Here is a 19,584-nt window from a genome sequence, read left to right as displayed (position 1 = left end):
TCCAGTGTTAGCGGTTACATTAATTTTAAAATGATTGTACATCTTTTTATATCCTAAAACGATCCTTTAAGCAATGGTAACTCTCTATAGTTTACACTATATTTCGACAAAATAAGAAGCCCTGAATCGCCTTTCGATCATTTGGCGAAGCAGGACTCCTATTTTCAAACCTTTATTTCGCTACATTGCACACTTAAGGTTCGATTCCCCACTGAAGACTTCCCGCTATATGACCGGTAACTTTGGTCCAGTCCGTATAGGAAGTCTGACTAGCTGCAAAGGAGTAATCATCGGTTTGTGTATAGTTGGTCCAATTGTTCTTGGAGATGCGAGTGTGGATTTCCGTGCTTTGTCCCGCATTCAGTGTTCCAGCCGAAGCCGTGAAGCCGATCTCAAGCACGTGGTCAGCACCTGTCCGTACTGGATTGAGTGCACTGAACGTGCCTGTTACATTCGCACTACCAGCAGTCGCCCAGTCAGCGAAGAAGTTCTGAGGCTGTTCCCCGTTAATCGTGTAATAGTATCTGATTTTCACATCGGACAGATTCAATGCTGTAGTGCCCGTATTCGTCAGTTTGAATTTGGGACTAATGGAGCTGCCCGTCGCCGATGTGTTGCTATTAAACATCTCAATGCGTATGGTTCCAGTTGGTGCGGCTGTCGTGTCTTTGATGAGCAGATTCAAGGTCGCATGAGTGCCTGCGCTGAATTGAAAGGTTAGTGCAGCTGCTCCGTTCGGCAGTGAAGCCAGGTAGTTTTTACTCAACACGACCTCATTGCCTGTCAACGTGTAATCTGTACCCGAAACCAGCGTTGCATTCCCGTTACGAATAGATACAAGTGTATTGCCGTTCAACGTTAACGTGACTGGGATATTAACCTGATTGTCTGCTTTACGATCAAATTCGGCTGTAACCGGTGTAATCACCGAGTTGGTCACTGGTGTACCCCCGCCGTCTCCTCCGCCATTATTACCTCCAACACGGTCAGCATACAAAATTCCGCGGCCATTCGTTCCGAGATATACTCTTCCATACAGACGCGGATCACCCGTAATTGTGGTTACACGAGCATACTGATGCTGATCATCGTTGATCCGGACCCAATTGGCCCCACCGTCATCGGAGCGGAAGAATCCACGTGTTCCATCGATCTGTGCAACCGTGTATAACGCGACAACGCTTTGCCCAGGGGCAGCTTTACCAAATCCGATACTATCTGCTTCCTCTACATTGGCAAGCTTCGTGAATGTCGCTCCTGAATCCGTGGAATGCCATAACCCGTAAGGACCTTCTTCCTCACTACCGCCAGCAAACCACAGTTCGCCTTCAACACCCGGAACAGCATCCAGATCTGCATTTCCTTCGATCGGAAGTCCAGTTGCCGCCGAGGCAGTGAAGGAAGCTCCACCATTTACACTCACATAGATTTTACCCGCTGCAAATCCATAGAATTTGTTTGGATTTATACGATCCGAAATCACTTTCGCCTGTGCAGGTATCCCCGTACTTGCCGTCCAGGAATTACCGCCAGTCGAATAATGTACGCCTTTGTCTGACGTGCTCCATACCAATCGGTTACCATTTGCAGAGATGGCTACAGTACCGCCTCCAGTTGTGCCAGCAGGTTCTGCATTGGCTTTATACCACGTGGTACCTCCATCACTGGATAAACCAATGGATTTCGCATTTGGATCAGCAGCATAATCTGCTTTACCTACGCGAACCATTGTATTCGGACTTAACTCTGCAAAATCCAGACTTTCTGTGGAAGAATAGTTCGGGCTCGTAAATATGGTAGCTGGAGCCTGATCCAGATTGTTATGACGGAATCCGGAGACATCCCCTACTCCACTTAACAAATGCGCACCACTAGGCGGGCTGATTAGATCCAGTACGGCAATCTCCTCAACACCCTTCGCCATCACTGAAATATTGATTTTTTTATCATCATCCCAGTCCGTCAGGTTCTTCGTTCCATAGATCGTAGCACCTGTTCCATACATCATGCGATCCGAATCAAATGGATCAATTTCAAGATCACCGATCATCCAGCCCAGTTTTGGAGATGGTTCAGGCGGGGCAGGCGTGATACCAAAGGTGAGCCATGGCGCTGCCGAAATATCCTGTGTATATCGCAATTTCCGGTTCGGGTATCCTTCGAATTCCCATATGCGCGTCCACGTCGCTCCACTATCTGTACTGCGGAACAAGGTGGCATCCGGCCACCAGGAATTCAATGTCGCAACCATCAATGTACCGGGATTCTGTGCATCCACAGCCAATCCGCCGTATCCAAAATAATTATCCGTGCTGCTGCTTGGCACAGGGCTGATGTTGGTCCAGACACCTGTCAACGTGTTCAGTTTCCAAACGTCACCTTCCTCCCCATCATAGGGTCCAACACCATCGCTATAGGTAATATAAAGACTTCCATTGGAATCAAGCACACCATGATGCGGAATAAAACCTGTAGGTTGACCAGCAACAGCTGACCAGGTCAGGCCACCGTTTGTGCTGCGATATACACTTTGAGCTTTATCCGCTACACCCACATAGATTGTCTGGGTTGCCTGCCCTGCCGAACCTGTTGTTTTGTCAAACGTAATCCATGCCAGACCTACGATGTCACTGGTATATTCATTCGAAGGATCTTGCACATAATTTCCCGGATTCGGGAAGCTTGTTACTTCGTTCCAGGTTACACCGTAATCGGTACTTTTCCAAAGTCCGTGACCACTTCGTGCACCGAAATACAGGATACTGTTATCGTTCGGGTCCACAGTCAGACGTTCACCCATCGAACGTCCCGGCATGTTGCCGCCAACTTTGAACGGAAGTGTTGTGGTCTGCCATGTATCTCCCCGGTCCGTAGAGCGCAAGATGGAGCCATTATTTTTGTCCCACGAATTCGTATACGTCCCGACTGCCATATACACCCGATCTGGATCAACCGGATCCGTAGCCAGTGCGTCTACACCGTTTTTGTTCCAGTCATCCCACCCGACAAAATCCGTTAACGGGATCCAGCTCTCGTTAGCCGCATTCCAGCGATAAGCTCCCCCGATATCTGTACGGGCATAGATCAGATCCTTTTCCGACTCGTTGAAAATAATGCCCGGTACAAATCCGCCTCCTGCACCAGTCACTACATTTTTCCACTCATAGGCTTCACTCGGTGCCGCTGCTGTGGTTCCAGCGAGTCCTCCCAGCGAAGCCGTTACCACGGCAACCGTCAGACTCATGATCCGTAATTTCCCCATAAACGTTCTCATTTTTACACAGCCTCCTCTTCAACTTGGTAACTGCATTCCGGTCTTTCCGCTGTCTCAGCGTGCTGATAATGGCGTGTCAGACGAATTCATGCATTCAGATTACAAGAAATATCACCCCCTTCCAGTCATTTTTTAAGCGCTTACAAAACTACTCTTCATTCGTCGTTATTTGGATAATTCTTTCAATAAATAACATTCGATAGCAAAAGACAAACACCTCTGTCCAAAATCCTATTTTTGTAAAATATTTTCAGTGTTTTATCTTGTTTACACAACAAAAAAGATGCTGTTTTAGCAGCATCTTTCGACATTTCATATAAAAGTTTAAAAAATAGCATCGTTTCTTTCCTGGCAAACCAGGCAGAAGTTCATTGCATGACTGGCAACCGTTTATTTCTGGCTACCATAACCGTGAGTCTCCTGGCCTTTAATCCCCAGTCTGATGACAAATAGTGAGCCAGCATCAGGTGTCTCTTTCAGACGTTCTTCCTTAATCCCGGTACGTGCTGTTGTAATGTACAAATCTTCAAGCTCCGGTCCACCAAAACAACAGGATGTTACTTGATCTGCGGGCACTTCGATCTGCTGTAACAGTTCTGATGTATGCGGGTTCCAGCGTGTAACTCTTCCTCCACCCCAGTGCGCAACCCACAACATGCCTTCACCATCGACCGTCATGCCATCCGGAAAACCAAATTCCTCAGGTATGTGAATGATGCTTGTCCGATTCTGTATCGTCCCGGCTGCCAGATCAAAATCAAATCGGTCAATAGCACGTGTCGGGGTATCAATGTAATACATGGTCTGCCGATCCGGACTCCAGCCCAGGCCGTTGGATGTAGACACGTCTTGTACCATCGTGCGCACAGGTTGTCCTTGTTCCAAACAATACAGTGATCCTGCTTTGGCCTCATTATTTAAGCTCATCGTGCCTGCCCAGAAGCGTCCCTGTGCATCACATTTTCCATCATTAAAACGATTGGTATCCTTATCTTCTTCAGGGTCCTCAATGGCATGCAGCTCACCCGTAAGCAGATTATACGTATGGAATCCACTGCGTAAAGCAACCACAACCTCGTTACCACGATACGGAACAACCGCGCCGACATGTTCACCGACATCATAAGCCTGATCCTGCCCTGTAGCCGGATCATACACATGCACCTTGAAGCTTTCAATATCTACCCACAATAATCGATTGTTCTCCACATCCCAGCTCGGGCCTTCCCCCAGCAATGCCGGAGTTTGTACTGCTACAGTTACGTTGCTCATGCCATCACGTCCTTTTTAAGATTTGACGCCGCCTGACCATTCGAATCCGATCGCATCCAAGAATGCTTTGGACAGTACCATATGGCCTGTTGCATCCGGATGTACCCGGTCATAAGTCAGCACAGCCGTATAGAAATGATCCCAAAATGGAGTAAATGCAGCCTGTGTATCCACATACACCGCATCATACTCGCTGGCTACCCTGCGTACCGCTTCTCCGTAAATATCCATCGTGGCTCGCATCGGGTCTTCCGGATTGGCCTCAAGATAATAAGGAGACATCAGTACCAGACCCTTCAGATTGGGACGAACCGAAGCCACCAGTTCACGCAATGTGGATTCGTATTCTTCCAGGAACACATGTGATTCTGTTGACAGCGGGTTGTCAAACTGACGCCACACATCGTTAATGCCGATCATGATCGTCAACCAATCCGGTTTTAGATCCAGCACATCACGATCCCAACGCTGTTTCAGATCACGAATCGTATTTCCACCATTACCCACATTCTGGATACGCAACATCAATTCCGGATAGATGGATCGCAACAGTGCATGGACTTGCGCAACATAACCATGGCCCAGACCCGAACTGCCCTCGCCTACAGGATGTTCCCGACCACAATCCGTAATCGAATCTCCGATAAACAGAAGCTTGTCATTTTTCTGCAATTTCATCGTCATTTCTCCTTCGCTCGAGAGCGCTAATATGTTTACCAGCCTTGATTTTTAAGCCACGTCAAGCACAGATCAGACCAGGCACGGACCGCTTGGTTGTCTTCGGCCAATCCGAGACCATGAGAGCCTTTCTCAAACACGTGCAAATCATAGGGAATACCATGCGCGCCCAGGGCAAGTGCGTAACGCAAGCTATTCTCCACAGGTACTGCCTGGTCATCGCTGGTGTGCCAGATGAACGCTTCTGGAGCATCCGCTCTCACCTGTTGTTCCGCACTGAATGCCTTGATCTGCTCGGCAGACGCGTCAGATCCAAGCAAATTTTCACGGGAACCAGCATGTCCATAAGACTCCATCGTAATGACGGGGTAACAGAGGATAACCCGATCCGGGCGTGAACTTTGGCGTTCAATGAGGTCCTTATGATCCGGTTGTCCTTCGTCATACAGCGTTCCTAGTGTTGCTGTAAGATGTCCGCCCGCGGAGAAACCAAGTACGGCAATCTTGGCAGGATTGATGCCATACTGCTCAGCATGCGCACGAACATAACGTATGGCACGCTGACCATCTGTTATCGGTGCAGGATGCTGGTGAGGCGCTACCCGATATTTCAGGACAAATGCGCTGATGCCCGCACGGTTCAACAGCTCGGCTATTGGAGCACCTTCGTGATCCGCCAAAAATCCATAGCCGCCACCTGGACACACAATGACAGCGCTCTCGGAACCGGGCTGAATAAATGGAATCAAATGTGGCATTTCGTCTTCATGGCCCTGCGCTGCATAAGGTGCAGCATGGTCCCATAAGGGTATCGTTGTTGTCATCTTCAATCATCCTCTCTAGGTAGAACGGATACATGCATCCGTTTAAACGTTTTCGAATCTCAGGAATCGATACCATCATAACGGCAATCACCCTCATGCATCAATACCTTCCTGGCATCACTTTTTATTCAATTCGTTACAGATTAGTATAAATTCCGGAATTGTTCAGGAGTGACTCCCTCTATCCTGCGAAAGGTTGCTACAAAATGGCTTGAATCCCGAAAGCCCACCCGGACTGCAGTTTCCCGGATCGTCAGGGCAGTATCGCCGGTCATGATTTCCTTGGCTTTGCGAATGCGCAGCAAAATGAAATAACTGTAGGCTGTCATGCCAAAGGATTGTTTGAACAAGGTGTTCAGATGTCTGGATGAGATCCCCGTGACCTCAGCCATATGTTCGAGACCAATCTCGGGATTCGCATAGTGCTGTTCCATGAATGCAATGAGCGGAGCGAGCCTCTCCACGGCATGTGAGATCGAAGAACGATTGCCTGTCATGCCATGTTTTTTGAGCAAAATCAGAAATCGGTATATATCCGCTGACGCTTCGAGTCCCGACAAATCTTGATCACTGCTGATCGAATCCAGCACTTCCTGGCCATAATCGTTAAACGGGCTGCTCTGTTCCCACTGATAGAATGCTGCTTCACCCAGACTAAGCGACTCTATAATAGCAGGACACTGGGAACCGCCAAATGTAATATAAAGTGTCTCCCACTCTCCTTGGGCACGCACATATTCATGTGGTTCATTCGGGGGCAACAAAATACCTGATGCTTCCCCCAGTATGACCGTGGACCCGGCAAACTTGAATTCTCCCGCTCCCTTTACGGTCTGAAGCCAGTGGTAACATGGATACCCCACAGGTCTGGATACCTTCTCCTGATTGCCATTATAGCCAAGGCTCTCAATATAAAGGGGCAGCGGCTGATCACGTGATGTCATGAAATATCGTTGATGTCGTGGTGAGATAAACATGAGATGCCCCCTTGGATATAAGCCGAATTATACTTCCGTATTCTTATATAGTTCATTACTTTTATTATATTTTAAAAGTCATATGTATCATATAGTATAGGATTATTCTTATACAAGAGGTGAACACATTGATTAGCAGCAAACTACCCAAAATGTTCTACGGGGGCGATTATAACCCGGAACAGTGGGATCACGAAACCCACCTTGAAGACCTGCGCATGTTCCAATTGGCAGGCATTGATATTGCCACAATCAACGTATTTTCATGGGCACTGATTCAGCCTGATGAAGTTACTTATCATTTTGAAGAACTCGACCAACTTATTAATCGTCTATATGAGAACGGTGTCTATATATGCCTGGCAACGAGCACTGCTGCCCATCCGGCTTGGATGGCGAAGAAATATCCAGACGTACTGCGTGTAGATGCCGATGGACGCAAACGCAAATTTGGTGGGCGCCATAATTCCTGTCCTAACAGCCCGACCTATCGCAAATATTCCGAGAAGATTGCAGATAAACTGGCCGAACGATACAAGGATCACCCCGCTGTTCTCGTATGGCACATCTCCAACGAATATGGCGGTGACTGTTACTGTGACAACTGTGAGAAAGCATTCCGGGTGTATCTAAAAGAACGCTATCAGACCCTGGAACAGGTCAACAAAGCATGGAACACAAATTTCTGGGGGCATACCTTCTACGATTGGGACGAGATTGTTCTACCGAGCAACCTGAGCGAACACTGGGGTAACAACAATTCCACGTTCCAGGGAATCTCACTGGACTACTCCCGATTCAACTCCGACAGCATGCTAGACTGTTATCGGTTGGAGTACGATGCAATCAAAAAACACATTCCCGACTCTGTCGTGACTACCAATCTGATGGGATTCTTCAAGCAGCTGGACTATTTCAAATGGGCAAAATATATGGATATCGTCTCCTGGGACAGCTATCCCGGTCTCGCAACACCCGTCAGCTTCACGGCAATGGCCCATGACCTAATGCGCGGACTGAAAGATGGTCAACCGTTCATGCTTATGGAGCAAACACCAAGTCAGCAGAACTGGCAGCCGTATAACTCACTGAAACGTCCTGGTGTCATGCGTCTGTGGAGTTACCAGTCTGTTGCGCACGGGGCTGATACCATTATGTTCTTCCAGCTTCGCCGCTCCATCGGTGCCTGTGAGAAGTATCATGGTGCAGTTATTGAGCATGCCGGACACGAGAATACACGTGTATTCCGCGAAGTCGCTGAACTGGGCAAGGAATTGCAGGTACTCGGTGACACCACCCTGGATGCATCTGTTGAATCCAAAGTAGCCATTGTGTTTGACTGGGATAACTGGTGGGCCATCGAAAAATCAAGTGGACCTACGGTTGCCCTGAATTATGTGGATCAGATTCATAAATATTACGCCGCTTTCTTCCGCCGCAACATACAGGTAGATATCGTCAGTGTGGATACGGATATTAGCAAATACGACATCGTTCTTGCGCCTGTCCTTTACATGGTTAAACCAGGATTTGCCGCCAAACTGGAGAAGTATGTTGAAGCAGGTGGAACATTCCTGACGACCTTCTTCAGCGGCATTGTCAACGAGAACGATCTCGTGACCACTGGTGGGTATCCGGGAGAACTCCGTAAACTGCTCGGAATCTGGGTGGAAGAGATTGATGCCCTGCTGCCTGAGCAAAAGAACCGCATAGTCCTCAAAGAAGCCTACGGCGATCTTCAAGGAGAATATGGCTGCGGCATGCTGTGTGACCTGCTGCACAGTGAAGGAGCCGAAGTCATCGCGGAGTATGGAGACGACTTTTATAAAGGCATGCCTGTTGTAACACGTAACATCTATGGTCAAGGTGAAGCCTGGTACGTTGCATCCGACCCGGATGAACGTTTCCTCGATGGTCTGCTGGGACAGCTTGCAGCAGCCAAGAATGTAGAGTCCCTACTGGAGACACCGGAAGGTGTTGAAGTAAGCGCACGTACCAAAGACGGCAGACCCTACCTGTTCGTCATGAACCATAACGCTTCCACGCAATCCTATGATCTCGGGACAGCCAAGGCACTTGATCTGCTCACCAATCGCGAGCTTTCGGGAAGTGTTGATATTGAATCCCGTGGGGTACATTTGCTTGAAATGAAATAAGGTATTTCGCTATATGGGTCATAATGGAGCCCTATATTGCAAAGGAAAAGCACGTGATACAAAGTGTCACATGTACATCCCCCTTTTAAGCTTATATTTGTCTTCAGTGAAGATATTGGTATAGATTCCATACCTTTATCGTCTTCTGTAAGCCAAAAGCTGCTACTTCCCGTATCCGTCTACATCGGATACGGGTTTTTGGCATTATCTGTGGTATTTTTGATAGAAGGAAATATCAGTATGCAAAGCGAATTGGACGAGACACACATTTTAATGAAGCCCGCCGGAACTTGCTTGTGTGAACCATGTAGCTGATCTATTGGAAAATCATGATGCAGCTGAAATATTGGTGACACTCATGATGTCACTTATAAGCTGTTAGAATAGAATTATAACTACGACATCACCTTCCGGCGGGGCAATGAACGAAACGGAGTGGCTGACATGAACAGAACAAATCGGCTTGCCGCCATCGTTATGGCATTACAGCATGGTCACGAAACAGCACACTCATTGGGCGAGAAATTTGAAGTTTCCCGTCGCACCATTCTCCGGGATATTCAGTCCCTCTCCGAGATGAACGTGCCCATTATTGCCATTTCCGGTCCGGGAGGCGGTTTCAGACTTATGGAGGGTTACGTATTGCCCCCATTGCAGCTGGACCCGGTTGAGGCAGCGACGCTCATATTCGCTCTTGAAGGTCTGAGTCGCTACGCCGACACGCCCTTTCATGAGAAACGCTGGACCCTGATGAACAAAGTTAAGGCCATCATTCCGGATGATATCATGTCGCGAATCGATCCCATGCTCCAACAGCTGCATCATCATATTCCAGACCGCAATTACATCCTTCCTCATCTGGACGCGCTGCTGGCATGCATACCTGAACATGGATGGCTCAATGTGCTGTATCGATCCGTATCGCGTCAGCGATGGTTGCATATCTGCCCTTCACGGGTGTATGCTTCCTCCGGCTTCTGGTACTGTGAAGCATATTCCATTGAACATGGTGAGCAGCGTCTGTTCCGGGTCGACCGAATTATCGATGTCAAGGCGATCGAACCACAGGATACACAGGTGCTGAACGAACAGGCACAGCAACAGCATAGCAAGCCGATCCCTCCAGAACAGCCTCCAACTCGGGTGACGGTGCGACTGAGTTATCGGGGGATGATTGAAGCCGAACAGGATGAGCATATCGGCGAAAAGATGATTGAAATTGCCCCGGATCTCTGGGAATTGTCATTCATTTGTCCACCAGGAGAATGGGACTGGGCCGTACGATTCTTTTACCGCTTGGGACGTGAAGCTGAAGTGATCGAACCTCTCCAACTTCGCAGCGAGATTCGTCAGCATGCCGAGGAAGTGAGTCGGATATACCTTGCCTCAACCAAATAATCGCTTCACCATACTGCTTAAAGGAGCCTGCTGATATCATGACACATGAACCCGTTGTAACGTACGAAGAAGCAGTACAGCGTATCCAGTCTATAGGACTGCTGCCTCTTGCTCCCCTATTTACCGAATACCCTTCACTGTCATCGTTAACCCCCAAAGAACATTGGCACAAGGATGATGAATTGGATCCCTGGTTATGGCGTTCACGCCTGGCCGAAGAGGGCATTGCTGCATATGGAAAGTTCGTCAAAAAGAAAGCGCTTCTTGTCTCGAGTGAATACTTCCCTTGGGTGCACCAACTGCTTGCCGACTACAGAACCATCGAGGAACAGTATGAGGCGGGTTTACTATCCCGTGAAGCGTTCAAACTCCATGCGTTAGTTGCAGAACAGGAAGGCATCGATGGACGTGCCCTTCGTTCTCAAGCAGGATTCGGAGCAAAAGAAGACAAAAAAGCATTTGACCGTGGACTTCTCGACCTTCAGGACTGTGCAGCCATTGTGATTAGTGGCACCAAAGAAAAAGAAGGGCTCGCAGAAGGCAAAGTCGCCTGGAATAGCTCTGCGTACGAGACTGCTGGTCACTGGATGGAACGTCACGGCATTCAGCCGTTTGAAGGCAGTGTTGCCGAAGCGCGTGAACTGCTGGTGGCTCAACTGCAACAACATGCTTCACCAGCGGCATTATCAAGCATCACCAAAGCCCTTGGCATCCGTGGAATCTAAATAAAGCCAATTCCGGTTGTCGTGCACATTTCAACCGGAATTGGCTACGGTTCACCATACTATGCATCGCAGACGATAAGCAGCATCCAGCCAGATTGGGTTCAGAGAATTACGCCATCCTTGAAAATGGCAATCTCCCGGAATCCATGCTGCTCACTGAGAGTGTGTGACCGCCCTGAAGCAATGTCAATCAGCTGGCTGAACAGCTGTACTTTCACCTCATCCATCGTGCGACCCTCCAACAACTGACCTGCGTTGAAGTCAATCCAGTGTTTTTTGCGATTCGCGAGATCGGATTGGGTCGCAATCTTGACAGTAGGTACCGGACCTCCGAAGGGAGTCCCCCGCCCTGTTGTGAAGAGCACAATATGTGCACCGGCTGCAGACAGTGCCGTAACAGACACCAGATCATTACCCGGTGCTTCTACAATATTCAGACCGGTTTGAGTTACACGTTTGCCATAGCGCAGCACGTCGACTACCGAAGAACGTCCTCCCTTTTGTGTACATCCAAGTGACTTTTCCTCCAGCGTTGTGATGCCGCCAGCCTTATTACCAGGTGAAGGATTCTCATAGATGTTCTGGCCATGGTTTACAAAATATTGTTTGAAACCATTCACAAGATCCACCAAATCGTGAAAGACCTGCTCATTGGCAGCCCGATTCATTAAGATCGTCTCCGCACCAAACATCTCCGGAACTTCCGTCAGAATCGCCGTACCGCCGGCAGCCACCAGCATATCAGCAACTGCACCGACCAGCGGATTGGCTGTAATACCGGATAAACCATCGGAACCGCCACACTTCAAACCAATTTTAAGTTTACTGAGCGGAAGCGGCTGCCGCTGTTCATGTTCAGCGATCTCCACAAGTTCTTCCATCAGTCGAAGCCCTTCCTCAAGCTCGTCATCTGTTTCCTGTGCTTTGAGAAACCGTACTTTGCCTCGGTATTCCGGAGCAATACATTCACGGAACTCGTCTACTTGGTTGTTTTCACAGCCCAGACCGATGACCAGCACGCCCCCTGCATTCGGATGTTCCACCAAGGAGGCCAGCAACTGTTGGGTATATTTCAGGTCATCGCCAAGCTGTGAACATCCGAATGGATGCGGAAAGTGATATACACCATCTACCCGACTTCCAAACTGGGACTGACCCATACGTGCCAATGCTTCACACACTTTATTGATACATCCAACCGTATTCACAATCCAGATCTCATTACGAATACCTGCATCACCATTGGGGCGCAAATATCCATCGAATGAGCGTAGATGTTCCGGAGGCATATCCGTCTGAACCCGTGCTCCCGGTTGGTACTCATATTCAAGCAACCCGTGCAGACCCGTCTTCAAGTTGTGACTATGAATCCAGCTTCCCTGCTCAATCTGCTCTTTGGCAATGCCGATGGAGAAACCATACTTCATCACATCATCACCCGGTGCCAGAGTATGCACAGCAATCTTATGCCCTTTGGGCACGTCATCCAGCAAGGTAAAAGAAACTCCGTCTGGCAGTGTAATGCGTTCTCCTTTGGCATAATCCCGAAGCGCTATAATGACATCATCCTGTGGTTGAATGGCAATCCAGTCATTGATTGTACTTGTGGTGTTCATTTCCCTTCACCTTCCAACAAACCAATTTCACGAACAAGTGCTTCACGCAGCCCTTCTCTTGCATTCAGATTTTCGCCCCAGATCAGGGTATCCGACAACACAGCCGTTACCCGGTCAGCCAGTTGGTTCTGATTCCTGTTAAGCGTGTCATAACCTTCCCAGTGTGCAGCCAAAGCAGCCAGGACATCCGGGTCGTCCCGCAACAGAATGTCCTCCCCATTCAGTCGTTGTGCCTTGTAACCTTCTGGCGTATTTACAGGACGATAGAGACACAGTAATCCCGCAAACCCCTGAATTAAACGTTCTGGCCAGCTTCCCTGGTTTTGCTCATAGGATAATAGTGTAGGCAGCACACGAACCTTGAATTTTCCGATCGTATTTAATGCAATATCCTGCAATTTGTGATCAATATACGGGTTCAGGAAACGTTCGAACACTTCTTCCGCGTACTGTTCCAGCTGATGATCCGGCATATCCAGAGCAGGTACGATCTCCTGATGTACAGCTTCCCGGATCCATGGGCCAAAGTGCGAATCCTCCATCGTTTCTCTCACATGTTGCTTGCCTTGCAGAATTCCCAGTGATGACATTAGGGTATGTGCCCCATTCAAAATCCGAACCTTGCGTATCTGAAACGGCTTCAGATCTTTCACCCAATGTACATTGAGGCCCGCTTGCTTGAGCGGTAGCTTTTTGTCCAATGATTCATCACCCTGAATGGCCCAGAAATGATATGGCTCTGCCGTATTAATCAACTGATCTTCATAACCCCAGCGATTCGTCAGGGAATCGGCTTCCTCCTGGGTCGGCGCACCTGTGACGATTCGATCTACCAGATTGTTCAGGAAATGATTATGGTTCTCGATCCATGCACGGAAGCCATCCGAATACCCATAATCCTCACTGTGACGGAGGACACAACTGCGCAGCACATCACCATTGCCTTCGAGCAGCTCGCATGGCAGATGAATCAAACCTCTGGATGGGTCCCCATCAAATTTCAAGTATCGCTGATGCAGGAAAACCGTTAATTTCCCCGGAAATGATTGGACGGGTTCACCCTCGATATAGTCTGCCTGCATATATTTCAATCCTGATTCGGTTGTATTGGAAATAACGAACTCAAGTGAAGGCAGTTCCGCCAAGTTCAGAAAGGCATCCCATTCCTCATACGGATTGATACACTGTGAGAAAATGGAGATCAACTCTGTCCGCTCAACCGGCTTCCCTTGAGACAGCCCACGCGTGATCATGGTATATAACCCATCCTGATCGCGAATCTGCTCCAGCTTGGCTTTGCCTCCTAGCCGTGGCTGAGTAACAGCTACACTCCCATGGAATTTGCCTTGTCTGGCACTCTCATGAAGCATCCAGTCTGCAAATCCCCGCAAGAAATTACCTTCTCCAATCTGCAAAACCTTCACGGGACGCTCCATAATCTCCTTGCACTTGCGCTGACCGTCGTTCCCGAGCAAATTCAGCTTCAACCTTGGCCGTTTCGTGCTTGCCGACATGGACACTCACCTCATCGATTATTTGTACACTCAGAATGCCGCCCAAAGGCTTAGCACCCTTATATTGTAAACGCTTTAAATTCATTGTATCATCAATAAAAGGAAATTAAATTGCTTATATTGCGGTAAATATACTCTCTCATGACTAGCTATAACATCTCGATGAAGACGCTGGTTTGGAAAGGAGTCTATATGGAGCGTTCACCTGTTCGTACGACTATTCAGGCAGAATCCGGTATTCCGTTCCGCCTGGTGTACAGCGATACAAAATCCCCCCAGAACGAATTGCCGGATCACCTTCACGATTGGCATGAGATCATCTATGTATATCGTGGTCAGGGCAGCATCTTTATTGATACAGGACTTGAGGATATGCAGGAAGGAGATCTGTTCATTATTCCAGGCAGTACGGTTCACCGCGCCTTGCCGGATGCAGGCAACCCTGTCACATCTTCCGCACTGTTCTTCAGCCCGGGATTGCTGGCATCAACCGCCGGGGGAGCTGCTTCTTCCTTGCTGAGTCTTTTTGAACGTTGCCGCAGACAACGGGTGTATAAGAGGCATCTGGACACAGAGGAGCAATCACAGGTCACCGCCCTTATTGATGATATTCAGACCGAATTTCAGCTTGGACATCATCTGAGCGCACATGCGGCCCTGTTAAGGCTGCAACTATTGCTTATTTTTCTGGAACGTCTGGAAGCCTCGGGACCTGCGAATCCGAGTAAATCTACTCCAGGTCCCTTGTGGCTCTCTTCTACGATCTCTCATATTGACGATAACCTTCGGAATGGCCTATCCCTGCAAGAACTGGCCCAGTACGCCTCTGTATCCCCTGCTCATTTCAGTCGTGCCTTCAAACGATACACGGGCATGACTCTGACGGATTACGCATTAGCGCGAAGGGTCATTATGGCGAAAGAGCATCTGGTACAAGGTGATGAGACGATGGCAGCCGTAGCTGATGCTTGCGGGTTTGACAGCCTGCCCCACTTTTACCGTCAATTCAAAAAATTAACCGGCACAACGCCCGCAGCCTACCGCAGAACCATGAACAGTTCACGTTAAAATAGAAACAGACTGGAACATATGTGCCGTGGCACGTCGAGGGAAAGTGAGTCAGCAGCGGGCGAAAAGTCGGTAAAAGATATACTTCAGCGAGTTTTAGACACGCCCTAATCATATATATCCACATATTCTTCCATATGGAAGATGTGGTATGATAATCTGGATTATTAATTGTCGGAAACATTGCATTCCGTTGTCAGAGGAGCTTAACATTCCATGTTAAACGAATTAAATCGCAGGAATATCGGCATCTTCGCCCATGTGGATGCGGGGAAAACAACTACCACCGAGCATATGTTATATGAAAGTGGTGTCGTCCGCAGTCCGGGACGCGTGGATGACGGAACAACAGCCACAGACTCGCTGGACATTGAGAAAGAACGTGGTATATCCGTTCAAGCAGCTATGACCTCTCTGATCTGGAAGAACACCATCATTGACCTTATTGATACGCCTGGGCATATTGATTTCAGCTCCGAAGTAGAGCGAACACTGCGCGTAATGGATGGCGCTATTTTGATTCTATCAGCAGTGGAGGGGATTCAGTCCCAAAGTGAAGCCATCTGGCATGCCCTTCGTTCACTTCGCATTCCTACCATCATCTATATCAATAAAATGGATCGGATTGGCGCGTCTGCCCCAGCGGTAATGGAGCAGATTCGTTCCACCCTGTCTCCCTTCGCATGCGAAATCCAAACGTATCAACTCCATGAAGAGTCATTTCATGGCATCGACTCCCTATGGAATGAGAATCAAGATACGCTGTCCGGTGGCACACCTTCCATTCCAGGTCTGTTCGAGATACTTGCCGAGCTGGACGAAGAAGTCATGAAAGCCTACATTCAAGAGACTAAGTTATCCCAAAGGGATCTAAATGAAGCATTCCTGCGGTATGTGCATCAGGGTGAGATGTTCCCTGTGTGTTACGGTGCTTCCGGCAAAGGAATTGGCGTCACGGCATTGCTGGACGCAGTCCTTGCATTTCTGCCTCCACCTCCACAGCCAGTGGATTCTCCCGTATCGGGTGTTGTGTTCAAGATTGAACGTGACCGCACGATGGGACGCACGGCCTACGTCCGCATGTATGGTGGTAGTCTCCACAACCGGGATACCATCTATAATTCGACGCGGGAGCTTGAGGAAAAAATAACGCAGATTCGCCGCATGGATGGACGAAAATGGGCAGATACCGGTGCCGTTCACGCGGGGCAGATCGCTACGCTATACGGACTGAGTGACACCCATGTGGGTGACATTATCGGCAATCCTGAAGGTGTACCTCCCCTGCCACAGATGGCTTTGCCTTTGCTGGCCGTACAAGTACATGGCAAGGACCCGGCACGTTACCCCGATCTTGTAGCTGCATTGCAGGAGTTGACGGACGAAGACCCCTTGCTTGATCTGCAATGGTTGCCGGAGGAACGAGAGCTGCATCTCAAGGTTATGGGAACCATTCAGCTTGAGATTTTATCCAGCTTGTTAATGAGTCGTTTCGGACTGGATGTCGTATTCGACCCGCCATCCGTCATCTATAAGGAAACGCCCCTTGCAGCAGGAGAAGGTTACATTGCCTACACGATGCCTAAGCCCTGCTGGGCCATCCTACGCTTCAGAATTGAACCTTTGCCTCGTGGAAGCGGTCTGATCTATACCTCAACTGTAAGGACAGATGATCTGCTGCTACGTTATCAGAATGAAGTCGAACGGCGGATTCCCGAAGCACTGTCTCAAGGCATGCTCGGTTGGGAAGTAACCGATCTGCGCATCACGCTGGTGGAAGGGGAACATCATGTCTGGCATACCCATCCGCTTGATTTTGTCGTAGCCACGCCGATGGGAATCATGGACGGATTGGCGAGAACAGGTACGACGTTGTTGGAACCCCTCCTTCAGTTCAGACTGACGGTCCCGGAAGAATATGGCGGAAAAGCACTCAGCGACCTGGTACATATGCGTGCAACCTTCGAAGCACCCGCCATTGGTAACGGACGTTGTATTATTGAAGGGCTTGTTCCTCTTGCCACCTCCATGGATTATCCAGTGAAGCTGCGTTCCGAGACAAGTGGCCGCGGGGTGCTCACGACTTCATTTGCCGGATATCAGGATTGTCCTGCAGATGTGACTCATACTCGCAAACGCAGAGGGGTTAACCCGCTGGATCAATCGAAGTATATTTTAAGTGTACGAAACGCGATTACATCATAAATGGAGTTGAACTTGTGCTTATTAAATTTCTTATCTTTGGCCTTCTATGGCGGATTATAGGTAATCCGTTCATTGCCATTCTGATTTTACTCGTAATACTGTACTTCCTGGATCGTCGCTATGTTGGCGTATTCCCAAGCTTCACGAAACCTCTCAAGCGTATACGTAACATTTCCCGGCTTCGGCAACAGCTTGCCATGAGCCCCAATGAAGTTTCTTCCAAGCTGGAGTTGGCTCGCCTTCTGATTGAGCGCAAACGATACATTGAGGCACATGCGTTATTGCTTGAACTGGAACGCCCGTACGAGCAATCAGCTGAGTATTGGGAGGCATTAGGGACGACTGAGCTTCATTTGGGCAACATCGAAAAAGGCGAACGTCATATTTTGCAAGCCCTCGAGATCAACCCCAGAGTCAAGTACGGACGTCCGTATCTCACCCTTGCTGGAGCCTTCAAAGATACGCATGAGGACAAAGCGCTGGATTATGTGCATCAGTTTCAGGAAATTCATTCCTCATCCAGTGAAGCTTATTACCTGCTCGGTTCAGTTCATCGTTCCCTCGGACGCAATGCAGATGCGAAGCAGGCTTACGAGCAATCCTTGAACGTGTATCGTTCATTGCCCAAATACAAGAAACGTCAGGAGCGCCGCTGGGCTGTCCGCAGTTGGTTCCGCAAGCGTGGATTGTAGAATCGTTCGATTTACGCTATAACACGCAAATATATACCTCTTCTAATCAATAAAGTGCACTGATCTCTGCCCTCGTTTGAGCAGAAACAGTGCACTTTATTTATAGCAACGATATTAATACACCAATATCTCACGCAGTCGTTCTTCATGATGACGCATCCAGTCGATCCGCTGTTTGAGCTTCACAATCTGATCCACAGCCACTTCCGGCTCATCTGTACCCTCGAACATGCGACTGATGAAATGCATGACCACATCCAGACTGCGCAGCAAAATCAATTGAGGTATGGCCAGCAACTCTTCCGGTTTCAGGCTCACATGTTCCCGAAATCCCCTGATCAGTCCTTCCTGTGCCTGCCACATCCAATCTTCACTCTTGTCCATGGTAAGGAGGTCAGACATCGGAACAGCCAGCTCCATTACCCGCAAATCCCATGTCGCAAATTCAAAATCCAAAATGGCACAGATTTCACCATCCTGCTGATCTGCCAACACATTCGAGGCATTCACATCCCCATGAACCAATTGATGCGGCAACTGTTCCATACCCCGCAGGGCTTCAAACAGATCTGGCAGCACATGCCTCAACTGCTTCAGTTCATTCGAGCATGCGACCAATTGCTCCGGTGGTGATGTGCATAGCTGTAATAATCGTTCTGGTGAACAGAGCGGATACGCATCCTGAATTCGATAGTATGGTGGATACACAGGTTCAAGTGGTATATCCAGCGTAGCCATAACAGAAGACAGGGCCCCCGCCGCTTTACCGAGCCCTATCAATTGATCTGGTGTATGCCAGATGGGATTGACGCCTTCCCGATAATGAAATAGAGTCACGATTTTGGTGTGACCTGTGAGGTTTTCTTTTACAGCAAGGAAAGTACCTCCCTCACCAGATAACCGTCTTACAGGTGAAGGTGTATCAAGCTTAAAGTTCGAACGGTGGAGGGCTTCCAGCACCTCGTGTTCAAAGGCAATTTTCATCGAATCATTATGTGTTTCATATTGTCTCATGACGTAATTAGCCCCGTCTACATGGAGCATGTAGGTAGAATTATTCATCCCACCCTTTCCACGCTCACCTTTCCAGTCCGATGTGAAACCATATAAGGCCAACACTTCGGATATACGCTGCTGCTCTGAATGATGGAGGGAACCGGAATCGATGTTTTGCACCAAATATTA

14 protein-coding genes are annotated in these 19,584 nt (G+C 48.7%); 6 read left to right on the top strand and 8 right to left on the bottom strand.

Annotation, left to right across the window (positions count from 1 at the left end; all coding sequences use genetic code 11):
• Positions 1-193: 193 nt before the first annotated feature.
• The 5 genes from NYE45_RS10545 to NYE45_RS10525 form a co-directional block, all read right to left on the bottom strand.
• Positions 194-3,244 (bottom strand): X2-like carbohydrate binding domain-containing protein, encoded by a 3,051-nt coding sequence (locus NYE45_RS10545; RefSeq protein WP_340017351.1) that lies wholly within the window; start codon positions 3,242-3,244, stop codon positions 194-196.
• Positions 3,245-3,664: 420 nt separating this feature from the next.
• The gene (locus tag NYE45_RS10540) at positions 3,665-4,546 is read right to left on the bottom strand and encodes an SMP-30/gluconolactonase/LRE family protein (RefSeq protein ID WP_340016617.1); all 882 of its coding nucleotides are present in this window, start codon (positions 4,544-4,546) and stop codon (positions 3,665-3,667) included.
• A gap of 15 nt (positions 4,547-4,561) precedes the next feature.
• Entirely contained in the window at positions 4,562-5,224 is a 663-nt protein-coding gene (locus NYE45_RS10535; protein ID WP_340016616.1) for an SGNH/GDSL hydrolase family protein, read from the bottom strand.
• 35 nt (positions 5,225-5,259) lie between these two features.
• Positions 5,260-6,048 carry an alpha/beta hydrolase gene (locus tag NYE45_RS10530; RefSeq protein WP_340016615.1) on the bottom strand — a complete coding sequence of 263 codons (789 nt, stop codon included), beginning with the start codon at positions 6,046-6,048 and terminating at the stop codon, positions 5,260-5,262.
• A gap of 143 nt (positions 6,049-6,191) precedes the next feature.
• On the bottom strand, positions 6,192-7,025 hold the full coding sequence (locus NYE45_RS10525) for an AraC family transcriptional regulator (RefSeq protein ID WP_076330545.1): 834 nt from the start codon (positions 7,023-7,025) through the stop codon (positions 6,192-6,194).
• A gap of 128 nt (positions 7,026-7,153) precedes the next feature.
• On the opposite strand from NYE45_RS10525, the gene NYE45_RS10520 reads away from it, so the two are divergent.
• The 3 genes from NYE45_RS10520 (at position 7,154) to NYE45_RS10510 (ending at position 11,304) form a co-directional block, all read left to right on the top strand.
• Entirely contained in the window at positions 7,154-9,181 is a 2,028-nt protein-coding gene (locus NYE45_RS10520) for a beta-galactosidase (RefSeq protein WP_340016614.1), read from the top strand.
• A gap of 444 nt (positions 9,182-9,625) precedes the next feature.
• Positions 9,626-10,579: a YafY family protein gene (locus tag NYE45_RS10515; protein WP_340016613.1), complete on the top strand. Its 954-nt coding sequence runs from the start codon at positions 9,626-9,628 to the stop codon at positions 10,577-10,579.
• A gap of 38 nt (positions 10,580-10,617) precedes the next feature.
• Positions 10,618-11,304, top strand: coding sequence for a hypothetical protein (locus NYE45_RS10510; protein WP_340016612.1), 687 nt, complete (start codon positions 10,618-10,620; stop codon positions 11,302-11,304).
• A 101-nt stretch (positions 11,305-11,405) separates the two neighbouring features.
• Here the strand turns inward: NYE45_RS10510 and NYE45_RS10505 are convergent, their stop codons facing one another.
• Positions 11,406-12,920, bottom strand: a complete 1,515-nt coding sequence (locus NYE45_RS10505; RefSeq protein ID WP_340016611.1) for an altronate dehydratase family protein — start codon at positions 12,918-12,920, stop codon at positions 11,406-11,408.
• On the bottom strand, positions 12,917-14,434 hold the full coding sequence (locus NYE45_RS10500; RefSeq protein WP_340016610.1) for a tagaturonate reductase: 1,518 nt from the start codon (positions 14,432-14,434) through the stop codon (positions 12,917-12,919). The genes NYE45_RS10505 and NYE45_RS10500 overlap by 4 nt, the downstream gene beginning before the upstream one ends.
• Before the next feature lie 141 nt (positions 14,435-14,575).
• Between NYE45_RS10500 and NYE45_RS10495 the strand changes: the two genes are divergently transcribed.
• The 3 genes from NYE45_RS10495 (at position 14,576) to NYE45_RS10485 (ending at position 18,399) form a co-directional block, all read left to right on the top strand.
• Positions 14,576-15,502: an AraC family transcriptional regulator gene (locus NYE45_RS10495; RefSeq protein ID WP_340016609.1), complete on the top strand. Its 927-nt coding sequence runs from the start codon at positions 14,576-14,578 to the stop codon at positions 15,500-15,502.
• Between the two features lie 216 nt (positions 15,503-15,718).
• Positions 15,719-17,707 carry a translation factor GTPase family protein gene (locus tag NYE45_RS10490; protein ID WP_340016608.1) on the top strand — a complete coding sequence of 663 codons (1,989 nt, stop codon included), beginning with the start codon at positions 15,719-15,721 and terminating at the stop codon, positions 17,705-17,707.
• A 14-nt stretch (positions 17,708-17,721) separates the two neighbouring features.
• Positions 17,722-18,399: a tetratricopeptide repeat protein gene (locus NYE45_RS10485; RefSeq protein ID WP_340016607.1), complete on the top strand. Its 678-nt coding sequence runs from the start codon at positions 17,722-17,724 to the stop codon at positions 18,397-18,399.
• A gap of 114 nt (positions 18,400-18,513) precedes the next feature.
• Here the strand turns inward: NYE45_RS10485 and NYE45_RS10480 are convergent, their stop codons facing one another.
• On the bottom strand, positions 18,514-19,575 hold the full coding sequence (locus tag NYE45_RS10480; protein WP_340016606.1) for a phosphotransferase: 1,062 nt from the start codon (positions 19,573-19,575) through the stop codon (positions 18,514-18,516).
• Positions 19,576-19,584: the final 9 nt, after the last annotated feature.

It is taken from the genome of Paenibacillus sp. FSL K6-1318 (genome assembly GCF_037976905.1).
In the GTDB taxonomy this organism is placed as follows: Bacteria; Bacillota; Bacilli; order Paenibacillales; family Paenibacillaceae; genus Paenibacillus; species Paenibacillus amylolyticus_A.
This window is presented reverse-complemented; position numbering and strand designations above follow the sequence as displayed.

Excerpts from the sequence above, each read along its gene's own strand:
- NYE45_RS10535 (WP_340016616.1), bottom strand. The coding sequence starts at position 5,224 with ATGAAATTGCAGAAAAATGACAAGCTTCTGTTTATCGGAGATTCGATT.
- NYE45_RS10515 (WP_340016613.1), top strand. The coding sequence starts at position 9,626 with ATGAACAGAACAAATCGGCTTGCCGCCATCGTTATGGCATTACAGCAT.
- NYE45_RS10545 (WP_340017351.1), bottom strand. The coding sequence starts at position 3,244 with ATGAGTCTGACGGTTGCCGTGGTAACGGCTTCGCTGGGAGGACTCGCT.
- NYE45_RS10505 (WP_340016611.1), bottom strand. The coding sequence starts at position 12,920 with ATGAACACCACAAGTACAATCAATGACTGGATTGCCATTCAACCACAG.
- NYE45_RS10500 (WP_340016610.1), bottom strand. The coding sequence starts at position 14,434 with ATGTCGGCAAGCACGAAACGGCCAAGGTTGAAGCTGAATTTGCTCGGG.
- NYE45_RS10495 (WP_340016609.1), top strand. The coding sequence starts at position 14,576 with ATGACTAGCTATAACATCTCGATGAAGACGCTGGTTTGGAAAGGAGTC.
- NYE45_RS10490 (WP_340016608.1), top strand. The coding sequence starts at position 15,719 with ATGTTAAACGAATTAAATCGCAGGAATATCGGCATCTTCGCCCATGTG.
- NYE45_RS10530 (WP_340016615.1), bottom strand. The coding sequence starts at position 6,048 with ATGACAACAACGATACCCTTATGGGACCATGCTGCACCTTATGCAGCG.
- NYE45_RS10540 (WP_340016617.1), bottom strand. The coding sequence starts at position 4,546 with ATGAGCAACGTAACTGTAGCAGTACAAACTCCGGCATTGCTGGGGGAA.
- NYE45_RS10510 (WP_340016612.1), top strand. The coding sequence starts at position 10,618 with ATGACACATGAACCCGTTGTAACGTACGAAGAAGCAGTACAGCGTATC.
- NYE45_RS10525 (WP_076330545.1), bottom strand. The coding sequence starts at position 7,025 with ATGTTTATCTCACCACGACATCAACGATATTTCATGACATCACGTGAT.